Source organism: Sphingomonas sp. AP28 (genome assembly GCF_056680455.1).
This window is the reverse complement of record NZ_JBWXQI010000004.1, coordinates 47,726-62,919: the sequence shown is the minus strand read 5'-3', so window position 1 is coordinate 62,919 and position 15,194 is coordinate 47,726. Positions and strand designations below refer to the sequence as shown.

At 57.0% G+C, this 15,194-nt stretch carries 9 protein-coding genes and 7 pseudogenes; 5 read left to right on the top strand and 11 right to left on the bottom strand.

Annotated features, from left to right (window positions below):
• Positions 1-74 precede the first annotated feature (74 nt).
• A pseudogene (locus AC1MH0_RS22505) lies at positions 75-1,020 on the top strand (IS630 family transposase).
• Positions 1,021-1,438: 418 nt separating this feature from the next.
• Here AC1MH0_RS22505 and AC1MH0_RS22500 read toward each other — a convergent pair.
• The 6 genes and pseudogenes from AC1MH0_RS22500 to AC1MH0_RS22475 form a co-directional block, all read right to left on the bottom strand.
• Positions 1,439-2,421, bottom strand: a pseudogene (locus tag AC1MH0_RS22500) (IS481 family transposase).
• Between the two features lie 155 nt (positions 2,422-2,576).
• Positions 2,577-2,996, bottom strand: a complete 420-nt coding sequence (locus AC1MH0_RS22495) for a BLUF domain-containing protein (protein ID WP_480966292.1) — start codon at positions 2,994-2,996, stop codon at positions 2,577-2,579.
• 594 nt (positions 2,997-3,590) lie between these two features.
• Positions 3,591-3,941, bottom strand: coding sequence for an IS5 family transposase (locus AC1MH0_RS22490; RefSeq protein ID WP_480966464.1), 351 nt, complete (start codon positions 3,939-3,941; stop codon positions 3,591-3,593).
• A 58-nt stretch (positions 3,942-3,999) separates the two neighbouring features.
• A complete protein-coding gene (locus tag AC1MH0_RS22485) occupies positions 4,000-4,344 on the bottom strand; it encodes a transposase (RefSeq protein WP_480966463.1) in 345 nt (114 codons plus the stop codon).
• A 1,024-nt stretch (positions 4,345-5,368) separates the two neighbouring features.
• Positions 5,369-6,468: pseudogene (locus AC1MH0_RS22480) on the bottom strand (IS3 family transposase).
• Between the two features lie 528 nt (positions 6,469-6,996).
• A complete protein-coding gene (locus tag AC1MH0_RS22475) occupies positions 6,997-7,374 on the bottom strand; it encodes a response regulator (protein ID WP_480966291.1) in 378 nt (125 codons plus the stop codon).
• Positions 7,375-7,770: 396 nt separating this feature from the next.
• Between AC1MH0_RS22475 and AC1MH0_RS22470 the strand changes: the two genes are divergently transcribed.
• The 3 genes and pseudogenes from AC1MH0_RS22470 (at position 7,771) to AC1MH0_RS22460 (ending at position 10,980) form a co-directional block, all read left to right on the top strand.
• Entirely contained in the window at positions 7,771-8,175 is a 405-nt protein-coding gene (locus AC1MH0_RS22470; protein WP_480966290.1) for a BLUF domain-containing protein, read from the top strand.
• Between the two features lie 1,429 nt (positions 8,176-9,604).
• Positions 9,605-10,309: pseudogene (locus AC1MH0_RS22465) on the top strand (SDR family oxidoreductase); the annotation flags it as partial.
• 6 nt (positions 10,310-10,315) lie between these two features.
• Positions 10,316-10,980, top strand: a pseudogene (locus AC1MH0_RS22460) (B3/B4 domain-containing protein).
• A 162-nt stretch (positions 10,981-11,142) separates the two neighbouring features.
• Here the strand turns inward: AC1MH0_RS22460 and AC1MH0_RS22455 are convergent.
• The 5 genes and pseudogenes from AC1MH0_RS22455 to AC1MH0_RS22435 form a co-directional block, all read right to left on the bottom strand.
• Positions 11,143-11,814, bottom strand: a complete 672-nt coding sequence (locus tag AC1MH0_RS22455; RefSeq protein WP_480966289.1) for a PEPxxWA-CTERM sorting domain-containing protein — start codon at positions 11,812-11,814, stop codon at positions 11,143-11,145.
• A gap of 289 nt (positions 11,815-12,103) precedes the next feature.
• A complete protein-coding gene (locus AC1MH0_RS22450; protein ID WP_480966288.1) occupies positions 12,104-12,871 on the bottom strand; it encodes a PEPxxWA-CTERM sorting domain-containing protein in 768 nt (255 codons plus the stop codon).
• A gap of 164 nt (positions 12,872-13,035) precedes the next feature.
• A pseudogene (locus AC1MH0_RS22445) lies at positions 13,036-13,491 on the bottom strand (ATP-binding protein); the annotation flags it as partial.
• A gap of 11 nt (positions 13,492-13,502) precedes the next feature.
• Positions 13,503-14,033, bottom strand: coding sequence for a Mu transposase domain-containing protein (locus tag AC1MH0_RS22440; protein WP_480966462.1), 531 nt, complete (start codon positions 14,031-14,033; stop codon positions 13,503-13,505).
• 309 nt (positions 14,034-14,342) lie between these two features.
• Positions 14,343-14,501 carry a hypothetical protein gene (locus AC1MH0_RS22435; protein ID WP_480966287.1) on the bottom strand — a complete coding sequence of 53 codons (159 nt, stop codon included), beginning with the start codon at positions 14,499-14,501 and terminating at the stop codon, positions 14,343-14,345.
• A gap of 410 nt (positions 14,502-14,911) precedes the next feature.
• On the opposite strand from AC1MH0_RS22435, the pseudogene AC1MH0_RS22430 reads away from it, so the two are divergent.
• Positions 14,912-15,054 (top strand): annotated as a pseudogene (locus tag AC1MH0_RS22430) (IS5 family transposase); the annotation flags it as partial.
• Positions 15,055-15,194 lie beyond the last annotated feature (140 nt).

The following is a 15,194-nucleotide window of genomic DNA, read 5'->3' as shown; positions in this document are numbered from 1 at the left end:
CTGAATCATAATGGGATTCCCGTCGCTGCGGTTTTCTGATTCAGGATTCATGCCGGTGCAGGAGGCTGGCATGGATGGCGCGAGCACTGTTGGTAGATCTTCGGGATAGAGTTGTGGCGGCTATCGCGGGTGGTCTGTCGCGTCGGCAGGCTGCGGTACGGTTCGGTGTCAGCACCGCGAGCGCCATCCGGTGGCAGCAGCTTGCAACCCAGCACGGGACGCCAGCGCCACAGCAACAGGGTGGCGATCGACGTTCGATGAGGATCGAGGCGCATGCCGGGTTGATCCTAGACGCTTACAAGGCGACCCCCGACATAACGCTTGCGAGTTGCAGGCGCTCCTGGCTGATCACGGCACCGAGGTCGCGCTCGGCACGATATGGCGGTTCTTCGCGCGACGCGGGATCACGCGCAAAAAAAGACTGCGCTTGCGACCGAGCAGGATCGCCCCGACATCCTGAAGCGGCGCGAGGAATGGTTCGACGGTCAGCTCGATCTCGATCCCGAGCAGCTCATCTTCATCGATGAGACGTGGGCATCAACGAACATGGCACGTCGCTACGGCAGAGCGCCACGTGGCGAACGACTGCGGGCCGGCGTGCCGCACGGGCACTGGAAAACCACCACCTTCGTCGTAGGTCTGAGCCGCACCGGCATGATCGCACCCTGGGTGCTCGACGGAGCGATGAACGGTGATGCCTTCACCACCTACGTGACCCGCGTGCTGGTGCCCGAACTCTCGCCCGGTAACGTCGTCATCATGGACAACCTGTCGAGCCATAAAGCGCCGGCCGTGCGTGTCGCCATCGAAGCCGCAGGTGCCAGGCTCCTGTTCCTTCCGCCCTACAGCCCGGACTTCAACCCTATCGAGATGGCCTTCTCCAAGCTGAAGGCGCACCTGCGAAAAGCGGCCGAGCGGACCATTCACGGCCTCTGGGATGCCATCGGCCGTATCGTCGACCTCTACTCGCCCCAGGAATGCTCGAACTATTTCGCAGCCGCTGGTTACGATGCAGACTGATCAGAAACCGCTCTAACGCTCGCGTCGTCGTTCGGCTGAACCCCCTGCTCGACCGACTTGGGGGAGCGTTACGACGAGCAGGGGACCGTCCGGTGTGAGGGCGACGCCTCGCCTACTCGTATGACGACTGAGGGTTAAAATTTGCTTATTGTGGGGAGAATACCCCGCCCGTTGTCCAGCCGGGCAGGATGCGGGGACCATTCCCAGCTGCCAACCTGATGTCGGCGCCAACCGCGGTTAAGCGCCGCATAATCAAAACCATTCAAGCTGAAAAGATAACGGCCCGCCTTGATGGATCAGGAGCGCAGCAAGCTAGCTGAAGTCGGGGGGCACTCCGCCGTAACCACCGGTCGATCCGAATAGTTCGCCGCGCAGCGACCTTCATCTCTAGTTTGCTCGAGATCGACGGCTGCGCTGCTTAGGTGTTTAGTCCCGGCATCTGGTGGATCGGATCGACGATGAACCTGTCCGGCTCTGACGTCCAGATTTTGGCGATGTATTCGTAAGGCGTGAGGCCACTGAGCGTCTTAAGCCGGCGGGCGAAATTGTATGCCGCCATGAAGTCGGCGAGGTGCACCCGCAATTGCTCGTGGCTCTCGTAATGGAAGCGTTTGACGGTTGCCTCCTTGATGGTGCGGTTCATCCGCTCAACCTGACCGTTGGTCCACGGGTGGTTCGGCTTGGTCAACCGGTGCTCGATGTCGTTTGCCACGCAGATCATGTCGAAGCGCATCTGACGCGACCAGGCGGTGTTACGGTTGCGCGGCTGCTCAGCGAACTGGATTCCCCCTTCGACTTCGCTCAGGACAGGATTGTCGGTCAGGATCGTGTGGATCCGGTACGGCACCGCTTTCAGCAAGTGCTCAAGGAACTCCCACGCCGTTCGCCTGTCAGCCTTTTCGACGAGTTGGGTGACCGCGAACTTACTCGTGCGGTCGATGCCGACGAAAAGGTAGAGTTTGCCTTCGGCTGTCTGAACCTCGGCGATATCCATGTGAAAGAAGCCGATCGGGTAGCGCTTGAAGCGCTGCCGCTTTGGCTTGTCGCCCTCGATATCTGGCAGACGGGATATGCCGTGCCGCTGCAGGCAGCGGTGCAGCGCTGACCGTGTCAGATGCGGGATCGACGGCTGCAACGCATAGAGGCAGTCATCCAGCGGCAGCAACGTATGACGCCGGAATGCGACGACCGCCGCCTCCTCGGCTTCTGTCAGGGTCGTGGAATGAGGGGCCTTCGGCCCGGTCTTCAAATCCTCGACCGTCGCCCGCTTCCGCCATTTCGCCACTGTCTTTGGGTTGATCCCGAATCCCGGCTCAGCGTCGAGAGCGAAGCTTGCGATCGCTGTATTGCTGCTCGGACGGCGTGCGTGGTCGTGGCGCACCCGTGACGTACTTGTCCCATACGGCTTCCTTCCATTCCAGCGAAAGGATCGCACCATCAAACCGGGGGATCAAACACCTAGGCCGATCTCTGGGTATTGCATACTGAAGCATGATTTATAAGTGCCTGAACCTATAATATTACCAGCGTAAGCCGTAATATTTCTCTGCTAAAAGCTATATACTTGACCACCGCCGTAGACAAAGCGAAACAAAACCAATAAATGCAGCCTTTGTCGAATCATTATCGATGTTTATTGTGCACGACTTGACTCGATTAAGAAAACCAGCACCGTCAGTTAGATCTCTTGGATCTCGATATGCCATCGACCACCGGTCGAACTGACGACTTTCCGTCTCTCTATTTTCAATATAAATAATGCTGTCATGGCGTGGATCGTTAATTATGCGTTTCATTGTCGCTTTGACCGAAGCCGTATCGCCCTCAAGCGCCTGCATGAATCGGGTTCCGTCGAATACGAGCAGGCCGGTGATACCTGTGACTCGGTTTACAGAGGCAGAGAACGTCTGCAAATTAATCAAATCGGCGTGAGTAAACGGCTGCTTAGCGCGACTCGTATAAGCTATAAAGTGCATTAATATCCTCGAATGGTAGCATGCCGATCCGGGCCGGCCGGAATGCTTCCGTTCCTAGAGGGATTGGGCTTTTCCTCAACTGGCTTTGCGGTGCGCGTTCAAGCGGTTGAGTGATGCTCTGCCGAAATCCGCCAAGCTGCTCCAGCGTGCGGCCAACCGAAAAGCGGGGTATCTACTAGATCAAGTCAGCGGAAAACCGTTGTGGCGCCGGGGGGGGGGGGGGCTTCCGCCGAACGCATTGTCAACTGAGCCGCAAAGTCTGCCTGCAGCGGCGACCTTGCTTGCCGGATATCCAACCGTAAAGCCAAGCTCGCCTGAGGTTTGGAGCGAGTTCATGGTCGTATGGACAGTCATCTTGTTTGCCCTCAGCTGTGCGGCTGTTGGTCAATCCCGACTCGAAGCTTCGCTCCGTCATGCGTTCAATGCCCTGCATAACAACACTTATAAATGCCTTGGCAGTATCACCACCAACTTTGGTTAGCATTGTAAAAAATGCTGGCCGACGATGCGGTAAAAGCTGCACAACCGCCCTCGGCTACCTTTGCGCCAGAAATGACACCGGCAATTACGACACAGCCGACGCCAGAACTGTGACTAGGCCACGTGGACAAAGGGCAGCCACAGCGTACCTGATGCGAGCGCGGCGAAGCCGAGATAGGACTCTGCGGTCTTGTCATAACGCGTTGCAACACGGCGCCAGTTCTGGAGCTTGCTGAACAAGCGCTCGACGAGATTGCGCCAACGGTATTTCTCGCGATCATGCGGGATCGGTATGCGGCGGTTACTTTTGGTTGGAATGACCGCCTCGACATCCGCCTTGGCGAGTTCCTGGCGGATGGCATCGGCGTCATAGCCCTTATCGGCAAGCAGGACCTCGATCCGGTCAGCCAGCATCCCGAACAAGGGCCCGAAGCCATTCACGTCGTGGGCCTGGCCCGGCGTCAGGACGAAACATAGCGGTCGCCCCTGACCATCACAGCGGGCGTGCAGCCCTTCGACAAGCTCAGGAGGGCCTTGGTTGTGAAGCCGCCTCGCGAACGGCCGAGCCCTTCGAATTCTTGATCCCTTTTTTTAGCCCGACGGCGCAGTGGTGCGCCCGGACTACGGTGCTGTCGATCATGTCGGCGCTGACATCCCGCTCGACGACAGCGGCCAGGGTCTCCAGCATGGCTTCGAACACGCCCGTCACGACCCAGCGACGATACCGCCGGAACACACTGTTCCACTTGCCATATTCATCCGGCAAATGTCGCCATTGCGCGCCTGTCCGCGCCATCCACACCATGCCTTCGAAATAGGGCCAGTTGTCTCCCGCGGGTCGGCGGCTACGTCCTCGCTCCGACGGCAGCAGGGGCCTGATCAGAGCCCACTCATCATCTGAAACCCAATCCGCTCGCCCAACGCCGCCTCCAAAAGACAGCCTTGAATCAACCGATCAGACGCGCGTCAACCTTTGTCCGCGTGGCCTAGTCTAACCTGGCGTTGGCCGTCCGGCGTCAAGGCCATCTCATTAACGAGTTTGAAACGAGATATAACCTAATATCCATCGGTTCGTCGCGCTTGGTATTCGGCCCGCCGATCGGCCAAAAGGAGCTTAACTTTTCATTAACCATTTTTTGGTGGTTGTTAGGTTCGTCGTTTTCCTGCGACGTACGGAGACGAACGTGCCGACTGATGCAAATCTCCAAACGAAATGCGATCGGGTACGGCGTATCGTTGGAGGATTGAACGATGAGCTCTCCCGCCAACTACTCGGCGAATACGCGGCCGACTTGAGGGAAGCGCAGCAGAAGCAAAGGCTCGTCGACCGGGAAATGGATCTTCTACGTTCCGTCAATCGCTCGTCGGCTCACCGAAAGCGTTAAGAGGTTGCTTACCGTTTTCCGCCAAGACTTGGGGCGGGGGACACGGTACGCGGAGGCTTACAAGGCGACGTCCGAACACGTGGGCCACATCCTCCGTGCGGCGTTCAGCTCAGGCGCAATTGCTTCCGATACGCTCGGCTCGTTTTTCCACACAGAAAGCCGTAAATCCAGACGTTTCTAAGATTTGGGGCAAGCCGCTCTTCGTACGGGCAATCTAGGGCGCTGCCTTCGATATTGCCGCCTTCGACTCGACCAGCTTCGAAAGCTTTCTCCATCATTCGTTCAATCCCTCGCATTACCGAGGTGGTAGAGCCCTGTTCCTTTCCATGGAGTGAACTAAGCCCCGAGCTAGGAACCTTCTTCGTGGAGAATGGAGCGCATGCCCAAAAGTGTAAGGATGGAAATTATGCGGCGGATTCAGGATCTTATCCATCAGGATAGAACGCGTGAGGGTCGTAATGAGGGTCCCCCGGTTTCTCATCCAATCTGAAGGTGAGTTTCCGGCGTTCATTCGGCCGCCTTGGCGGCCGCGGCAGCAGCATATTCGACCGGCGTCATCCAGCCAAGCGATGTGTGAGGGCGGCTCTCGTTATAGTCCCTTCGCCAGGCCTCGATCTTGCCTCGGGCGTCGGTAATGGACAGGAACCAATGTGCGTTCAGGCATTCGTCGCGGAGGCGACCGTTGAACGACTCTACGAACGCATTGTCGGTTGGCTTACCCGGTCGGCTGAAGTCCAGCGTCACGCCGTTCTCATACGCCCAGCGGTCAAGTGCCTTCGAGATGAACTCCGGCCCATTGTCCACGCGAATGGTCTTGGGCGTGCCGCGGATCGACGAGATCCGTTCCATCGCCTCGACAACCTGCTCGCCCTTGATCCCCTGGTCGACGTCGATCGCCAGCGCTTCGCGGGTGAAAGCGTCGACGACGGTCAGCGCCCGTAATCGCCGGCCGTCGAACAGGGCATCAGATACAAAGTCCATCGACCACATCTCGTTCGGCGCCAGTGCCGCGGGTTGGCGTTCGCGGTTGGCAGCGCTGACGTTGCGTCTTGGCTTCTTGAGCCGAAGGCTCAGTCCATCATTCCGATATAGCCGATAGACGCGTTTGTGGTTCACGACCCATCCTTCCCGGCGCAGCAGGATGTAGATCCGGAAATAGCCGTAGCGCGTCCGCGTTGCCGCCAGATCACGGATGCGCATCACCAGCGGTGTCTGGTCCGGCTTGTGCGAGATGTAGCGCACCGACGACCGCTCGACGCCCAGCGCCGAGCAACTGCGCCGCTCACTCACGGCATGGGACGCCTGGACGTACGCGACGAGCTCGCGTCATCGTCCAGGCGTCAGAGCTTTTTTGACAGGACATCCTGCAGAATGTGCTTGTCCAGACTGAGGTCGGCAACCAGCTGCTTCAGCTGCCGGTTCTCATCCTCGAGCTGCTTCAAGCGCCTCAGCTCGCCAACCCCGAGACCGCCGTACACCTTCTTCCAGCGGTAAAACGTCTGCTCCGAGATCCCCATTCGCCGGATGACTTCGGCCACCGGCGTACCGGTTTCCGCCTGCTTCAGCGCAAAGGCAATCTGCTCGTCTGTGTACCTAGATTTCTTCATTTCCAGCTCCTTGCCCGAAGGCTTCTCAAGGCCGGAAAACTCTCGCTCAAAATGGACTAAAAAACAGGGGGGACGTCAGCGGAGGTAGAACTCGATAAATCGATCCGGTCTTGGCGGTAGGGGCGACGTCACGACATCTGCGCCAAGCTGCACCTGCCGCTCGGCAAAGGAACGTACGATGCTCCTTAAACTCGCGTCGGCTTGCCGTTGATCATCGATCATGCGGCATCATCTCACAACTAAACCTCTCGTCAACGCTTCTCGCGCTTAGGTATACGGACGTCCGCTATTCAGAGGCAGAAAGCTAAACTAAGTCTCCGCATCTGTGAAAGAAATCGGCCACCGGCAGGTGAGCGGTGGTTCGTGACATCTGAACGGCGGGGGAAAAGTGGTTTGCCGATCTGACAGCGATCATGCTGGCGGCGAGCAGAATTCAAGGTGAGCAAGCGACCCCATCGGAACCACAGCTCGGCGGTCAAGGCGAACGTAACGTTGGCAGCCGTAAAGGGCGAGAAGATGCTGGCCAAACTAGCGTGGCATCGAAACCCTCACACTCAAGGCACTCTCGATATGGCCCTGCAGATCAGTAAGACGGATCGGCTTGCTCAAAAACGATGTTGCGCCAAATGCGCGGCATTCACACTCGTTTTTTATATCGTCTGCCGCAGTTAGTACCATGATGGGGATATCGGCAGTTCTCCTGTCGCGCCGCATGTCCAAAATCAGATCCCGGCCGTCACAGTCGGGTAGGATAAGGTCAAGTATGACAAGCTCCGGATGCGCGGCAGCCGTGATCGCGTAGCCCTCCCTACCGGACACGGCAGTAACACAATCAAGACCGACCATTCGAATAAAGTCCGAAAACAGCTTTGCGTGCAGCGGATAGGGCTCAATCAGTACAACCATTGCACTCATGACCGCTGCACCTAACCGATTCGCCAAGCGTGAGATGTAGAATAGTCGTATGGCCTCATATTAATCTAGGTTGTCATATTCACGTAGTTAGGTGATTGTAAAAAAGATAATTGAACCGTTGTAGGGGCTATAAGCTGAAGACATTTGGGATCGCTCGTCGTAGTTCGAACGCGAGTTTCTCAGCCGGAGTACGAGGGGGCAGCTGGCGTCGATACGCAGATCATGTACTTTAATTAAGTCTGACTTGCTTACGCTTCGAATTCGTAAAGCGGCTGAACAGTCGCATCGACTTACCCTGAGTTAGTTGATTTGGTCGCGCATGCTGCCAAGGGGCATTTCGACCTTGGAATCGTAGTTGATTCCGGAAATTGTATGTCAGGATCGGATATGCATCATATTGGCTACACGAGCCGCGCCGTGGGGTATCGAAATACTGCAGACTTAGAAGAGCTTTGCAGTTGGTCTGCCGCTCACAATCGCCAAATTGACGTTACCGGTCTGCTTGTCTTTGATGGCGTGAGGTACATTCAGTTGATTGAGGGTGAGGCCTCTATTGTACGCCAGCTTATGGCCAGCATCGCCCGCGACAGCCGGCACGAAAGGATCATTTATATAATTGACGGACCTACTCCTGAACGTGCCTTTGAAAGCTGGGATTTGGCGTGCATCGGATTCAGGAATACGTTGAGTTCATTGCAACTTTTAACAGACGTGAAAGCGAAACTGCAAAACGTAAGAGATATTCACGTCCTATCATCATTTATTGGTTTTGCATCTTTGGCGAAGTGGTAGTCGGATTTATTTAGAGAATGTCCGGAATTGTACGTTCTGGTAACCAGCTCTTTCCATAAGGATCGATCGGGGATACGTCACTGTCTGTCTTTCCAGGTCAGTTCGATACCTATACGAATCCGAGCTATTGTTAGGGAGCCAAGGGGGGCATGACACGACGTACCGATTAAGTATCAGCATTGTGTATCTAACGATTCTTACCATCAGCTTTACACCAGTCGGAGCATCATTTCACATTTGATGGCGCGCTTGCAAAGAATGCCAGCGTTTTGATGCGGAGCTTTTGCAGGGAGCCTATGTCAATCATCTTGGCTGATGCTCGGCGGGTTATCTCAGTTGGGTCAGGACTTCTGTGGATGCCGCCCGTGATCACGGACTTTTCCGACCATGTAGGTTGGTGATCACGTGCGATCTTCTGTAAGGCGTTTTAGACGGCGTTCAGAGGCCACTGTCCCGTACGGTGAGCCGCGGACGGAATCCAAATCTCACTGTAGCACCCTGAGTCCTGAACGGGTTTTTATTCCATTACGGTCCTGTAACTCCGCTGCCGTCTGCGCCTGTCGCTGTTCGTTCACCGCAGTTCCGTCCAAGTTCATTTCCGGCCGCATCCCACAGAGACTTATTACTGTCATGGCATCACGCTACTGCCCGCTTTTATACAAATAAACCGGGGAGCAACATGGGCTAAATCTGACCAAACAGAGGTTTTTTAAAACCGCAGCGGCTTCAATACCGCTTTACAGCGCCCTAACCACGTTTAAGGTCGGTTCCCCAGCAAGAGTTCGGTAGAACAGTGATGCTAGAGTATCGTATGTACGTTCTCGATAGAATCGGCAAAATCATTGAGCGTATCGATATGGAATGTCTAAATGATACTGAGGCGGTATCGGATGGAAAGACCTACGCCGAGAGAAACGATGTGGAAATTTGGTGCGGTCAGAGAGCCGTTACCGTTCTTCACCCTCTAAACTGATTGAGACCGGCGAACAAAACCTTTTACGAACATCGGAGGTACAGAGCCCTTCGTAAGGCGAATATGTGTAGTGTAGGAGCCTAACTCGCCTTCGCGAATAACTCCATCCGGCGCTTGGTCATGCCATCGAACCAATAGATAACCACTTTTCTCGATCACGAGGTCGTATGGATGATGTTTCATCGCCTTTGGATCCACGCCTAACTCGCGGGCGACGCAAGCATGCTGCTTTTCTGCTTTGTCATTCGGTATAATTCCACCCAGCGTTCCATCTAGCGTTTAATACTGGCGCGACGAACCCACCGAGGACCGTGATTGATCCTGTCAATTTTTTACCAAAGCTACATTAGCGCCGAAAGGCCGACCTTTCTCCCTTCATAAATGTCACGTTCGCGCCTTCCACCTCGTCAGGTTCCCGAGAGAACCGCGGTGCCTTGTCCGCAGAGGAGAGCCCTCATGAAAATTGTGGTCATCGGTGGTACGGAATTAATTGGGGCTCAGGTCGTGAGGCTGTTGCAGCAAAAGGGCCACGAGGCCATCGCTGCATCACCTACTACCGGCGTTAACACGGTCGCCGGTGAAGGGCTGACGTCAATTCTACAGGCTACTACGGTCGTTATCGACGTCGCCAACTCTCCGTCGTTCGAAGATGCCGCGGCGTTGGAGTTCTTTGATGAATCTGGGAAAAACCTGCTAGCAGCCGAGCAGGACGCCGGTGTGAGTCACCACATTGCGCTGTCGGTAGTGGGCACTGACCGCCTGCAAAGCTCCGGATATTTCCGCGCGAAGTTAGCGCAAGAGGCTCTGATTGCGCAGTCCGGTGTGCCCTACACAATTATCCGCGCGACGCAGTTTTTCGAGTTTGTAGGGGGCATCGCCGACTTTTCTACACGGTCCGATGTTGTTCATCTAACCACCGCCGCGATGCAGCCCATAGCCTCAAGCGACGTTGCCCAAGCACTGGCTGACACCGTCATGGTGGCCCCGATCAACGCCATAAAGGAAATCGCCGGCCCGGAACGCGCCCCGCTCGCCGAGTTCGTCGCAACGTGGCTGGGCCATGTAGACGACAATCGCGAGATAGTGGTTGAGCAAGACGCACCATATTTCGGCGTGATGATCGACGATCAGTCGCTTATCCCGCTCATCGATCCCGCCGTCATTCGCTTGGCGCCCGACTTTCGTGCGCTTCATCTGTTTGTCAGCACGCCAGATGCGCAGGCTATCGCCAATCCTTCTTCTGCGCTGGTCGACGCCTGTCAATTTGTACGCGATGGTGGTCCACCATGGGCGGAAGCACATTTAGCCGCTTGGGCGGACACCTATGCCCGTTTTGGCGCTAAGCCGAGACGAACGCCTTGTTCGGCGCAGGCGCTCCGTAAGCGCGTGCTGAAAGATGGTACGTTGCCGGCGATCAACCCGGTGGTGGACCTGTATAACGCGATTTGTCTGCGCTACGCTGTGCCGGCCGGGGGTGAAAAACTGGGGCTTATGTGGGCGTTCCACGGCTCACGATCTCCAACGGCTCGGAAGCCTTCGACACCATGTCTAACGGCGAGCCGGCGATCGAGCGCCCGTTGCCCGGCGAAGTCGTCTGGCGCGACGACATGGGTGTGACCTGCCGACGCTGGAACTGGCGGCAGGGGACGCGCACTCGGCGGAACGGCAACGAGCGATCCATGTGGTTCGTCTTGGAAGCCCTTGCCGGAATGCCGAACGATGCCTTGCAAGAGGCCGGGCTCGCACTGTCGAACGGCCTCACAAGCATCTTACCATCTTCGTCCGTCACGACGATCAAGTCGGCCTGGTTGGCCCAACAGCCGACAATCTGAAGAAAGGCCTTCACGAGTTCTCGAAAGACCGTCGAATTTCGGGAATGAGAGGAAAGGCGACATTCGGCCAAACGCAACAGAGCCGCCGATCTTAAGATCGACGGCTCCAGTCAGTTAGTTACAATTACGCCTGGACGAGGCGCCAATAGACGCGGTGTTGCGTTATGCGAATTGGACGTGCGTGTTCACCTTCTGGCGACGACGCATCGCGAAGCCGACTGCGCCCATGCCGAGGATCATCATTGCCCAGGTGGCGGGTTCAGGAACTGCTGCGACGTCTTCTAGCACGATGTTGTCGAACTGCACGCCGCTGCCCGTCACAGGGGTCCAGCTCACCGATTTAAGCGGCCCAAGGTCGAAGGTGAAAGTCGTCGGCAGATACTTGCCGTCTGTGCTGAAAGTGCGAGCCGCCGTACCTACCGTGCCATCCAAGAAAGCAAAGGCGAAATTCACATTCGTCGAAAAAGGCTGATATGCACCGTTGTCGAAATATTCCGAAAAGTCGATCGACCTGAATAGGAATGCAGATACATTGTCGCGCGTCAGCGTTACCGTCGGCGATACGAACTGCGTGAACAGCGACGCGCCGGCTTTGTCCATGCTCTTGAACGGCTGCACAGCTGCGAAGCACCCATCCTTAGCCGCGCCCTGGCAGTTAGATGCATTGAGGATAAAACCATCTTCCTTGTAAGCGCCCTTCACGTAGGTGTAGCTGGTTGTGTCCTTATTGCGTAACGTATCGAAATCAAGAGTGGTCGCGGCAGTGGCGGCGGATCCCATGGAGGACAACAGGCTGGCTACTAACACCAGCTTGGCACGCGCAAAGAATGTCATCGTAAAATACCCCTTTGTATTCGAAACATCGAACCCGCCTGAGCGGCTAACGCATCATAGGGACAGGTTAATGACATCTTAATGATTTCTGTTGCCCGCACGTCACGTTGTCCTAATGGAGAACATAGTGACATGCAGCAGTTGCGGGATCGAGGGCCGGGCGGACTTAGAGCGCCACACCAACATCTGCACGATGACCACCAGCCAAAGCGCGGCGTATGCACGAGAAGGCCGCCGCCCCCTGCTCCGGGGCGACGGCCTTCTTTCACCTCACGACGAGCGAGGAGCCTTACGAGGCGGCGATTGCGCGCACCTTGTTGGTGAAGTTCACCTCAGAGACCTTCTGGCGACGGCGCATCGCGAAACCGACTGCGCCCATGCCGAGGATCATCATCGCCCACGACGCCGGCTCCGGAACGGCCGCAGCGATCGCTGTGACGTCACCGTTGATATTGAATGGGCTGTTTGGCGTACCGGCATAGTTCTGGACCCGGAAAGTGCCGCCCGTAGCGAGCGTGGTGCCATTCGCAGCCGTCGAGGTGTTCGCTACGATGCGGAAAACGACATTGGACAAACCGGTCAGGGGAGCGAAGTTGAGCACCCGGTTGGCAACACTGTCGCCGCTCTGGTTGAACGTCGCGATCTGAGTGAACGCGCCACCGTCGACGGCGGCGAGCACGGCGAGATTGCCGGGACCGGTGTTGGATGAACGCGACGAGAAGACCAGCTGATTTACGTTCGCCGTGAAACCAGACATGACGGTCAAACCAAAGGCCAAATAGTCATTGGCGTTCGTGGCGTAGTTGCCCCAGCCAGAGGACGAGAACGAGTCGCTACCGCTCGGCGCATTCAGCCCGCTACCGCGGCTGAAGTTGATACCGGAGAGGTTCGCAGCAACGAAGGAAGCGACCTCCGTAGTCTGATTGCCCGGATCGCCATTGAAGTTATACTGGACCAGCGTTGCAGCTGCAGCAGGGTTGGCGATAGCGAGCAGGCCGATGGCCGCAGCGCTCGTGAGGGCGACCTTCACGCGCCCAATTACCGTATCGTGTGTCATGATTCTTCTCCCGAGGGCTTGCCGACGGCACACCCATGAGCTCTCTCTAGCCACTAAATGTGACAGTTAAGCTGGCGTTAACGTAGGTGCATCGTTCGAAAATGTCCCTCGTCGGGGCATGAGAGTGCGGATGTCACCGCAGTTGCCAATCAACTGAGCCTGTTGGCGATGCGGCCGTCGCCGCGTGCCAGGGTAAGCTCGTCGAGCAGACGTGTGAAGCGTACGTAGAGAACCGAGCGGTTGTCGCGGCAGGCCTTGTGGCCGATGGCGCAGGCGAGCCAACTTTTGCCGATGCCGGTCGGGCCACAGATCGCCAGATTGTCGTGCGCGTCGATCCACTCGCCGCTCAGCAGCGTTTCGAACAGCCGACGCTCGAGACCGCGGGGGCTTCGATAGTCGACATCCTCAGGTGCGGCCTGGTGCCGCAATTTGGCGTATCGAAGGCGCGCGCTGAGCCTCTTGTCGTGCCGCCAGGTGGTTTCCCGGTCGAGCAGCAGGGCTAGCCACTCGGCATGGCTGAGCGTGGCGGCGTCGCCATGCTTGTCGAGTTCGGTGAAGGCTTTGGCCATGCCTTGCAGGCCGAGCGCCTGCAGCTGGTCGAGGGTAGGATGTATCAGCATGAGCTATCTCCTCAGTGGTAGTATTTGGGGCCGCGGATATTGGGGTGGTCGACGCTCACCTCACCGGCCGAGCGGGGGCGATGGAGCGGATCTCCATCGAGCTTCTTCTCGAGGATAGATTTGACGGCGCCGTATTTGCGCGCGCCGATCTCGAGCGCGCGTAGCGACGCAGCGTCGACACGGACGGCACCGTAGGCGCGCGCCAGCCGCACTATGCCGAGACAGGAGCAGTAGCCCTGCTCGGGATGGGGCCGGTCGCTCAGGATCATCTCGCACAGCATTCGGACGGACGGACCAAGCCGTCCGGCTTCATCAAGCAGGCGCTCGACCGTCCAGTCGCCGTAGCGACGATGGCTCGACGGCATATGGTCGTTGATGGTGGTGTGATGGCCGTTGCCGGACCCGCGCATGTGGAACGCGACCCGCTCGCCTCTGAGGAAGATCTCGACAGTGCGCGTGGTCAGCCGCACCTCGACCTGCGCCCGGGCATGACGATAAGGCACCGAGTAGAAATGCTTCGCCGCTTCGACGTGATAGTCGATGCCGACTTTGCAGCGGCGCCACTCCGCCAGGACGGACGTAGGGCTCAGCCGGCAATGCCTTCAGCAAGGGGCGGTCGATTTCCTCGAACAGCTCACGCCGCGACCGACCGAACCGGCGCATGACGCGGGCGTTCAACGCGGTCATCATCTCGGTCATGGCGGCGCGTAGATCGTCCATCATCGGCCCGTCTCCGCTCACCTCGCGAAGATTGAAACAGACCGCCGACACTACTGCCAGGCCGACTTTTTCAACACAATCGGGCGAAAACGGAATAGCAGGAATGGCGGGGTTAGCAGTCATGCCAGGGCCTACTGGTCCTCTAACGGGCGGCCTTCGGGCGGCAGTCCACCGCCGAAATCGGGAAAGCGCGACCTGAAATCAGAGACCATCTTATTCAGAACGGCATAGAGTTCCCAGTATTGATCGTCTGGAACGTCGGCGAGGTCCATTTCGTCACGTTCGCTCACCATCAGACGTCCTCCCCCAGCCAATCGCTCCCTTACGAGCTGATATCGAATGTCAGCTAGTGGGCAGTTTGGTCATTTTGGCCATTCTCAAAAGGGAACCCATTTCAATAACATTTTGTTGGCCAGCCGTTCGCCTCGGAAGTGGAGACTCGAGCTTTTCCCGAGCTTGCTAAACAGTGCCGGCAAGTGCGGGAGTAGGAGCTGATCCGCCTCGCGTGGAAACCGCCGCACCGGCTAACGATGACTCAAATTTTAGCGACTAAAATTTAGCGACCGAGTTTCTGGCCAAAACGGTGCTCGTTATCGGGTCCCCTTCGGTGGAAGCTTGAACTGGACCCGCTGAACACAGCCTCGACGGCCCGAATTGCTCTCTACTACCGATCCCGCATGATCGCGAGAAATGCCGTTGGCGCAATCTCGTCGAGCGCTTGTTCAGCAAGCTCAAGAACTGGCGCCGTGTCGCAACGCTTTATGACAGACCGCAGATTCCTATCTCGGCTTCGTCGCGCTCGCATCAGTTACGCTGTGGCTGCTTTTTGTCCACGTGGCCTAGTTTGACTTTATCGGAGCTTGTGTTACGGTGTTGCAATCAATTATTGACAATAATATCGCACTTAAATTGTTATTTTCAGGATGAACGATCTGATTAGGGAACGCATTTCGCCAGTTTATCTTGATAAAATCAATGATATA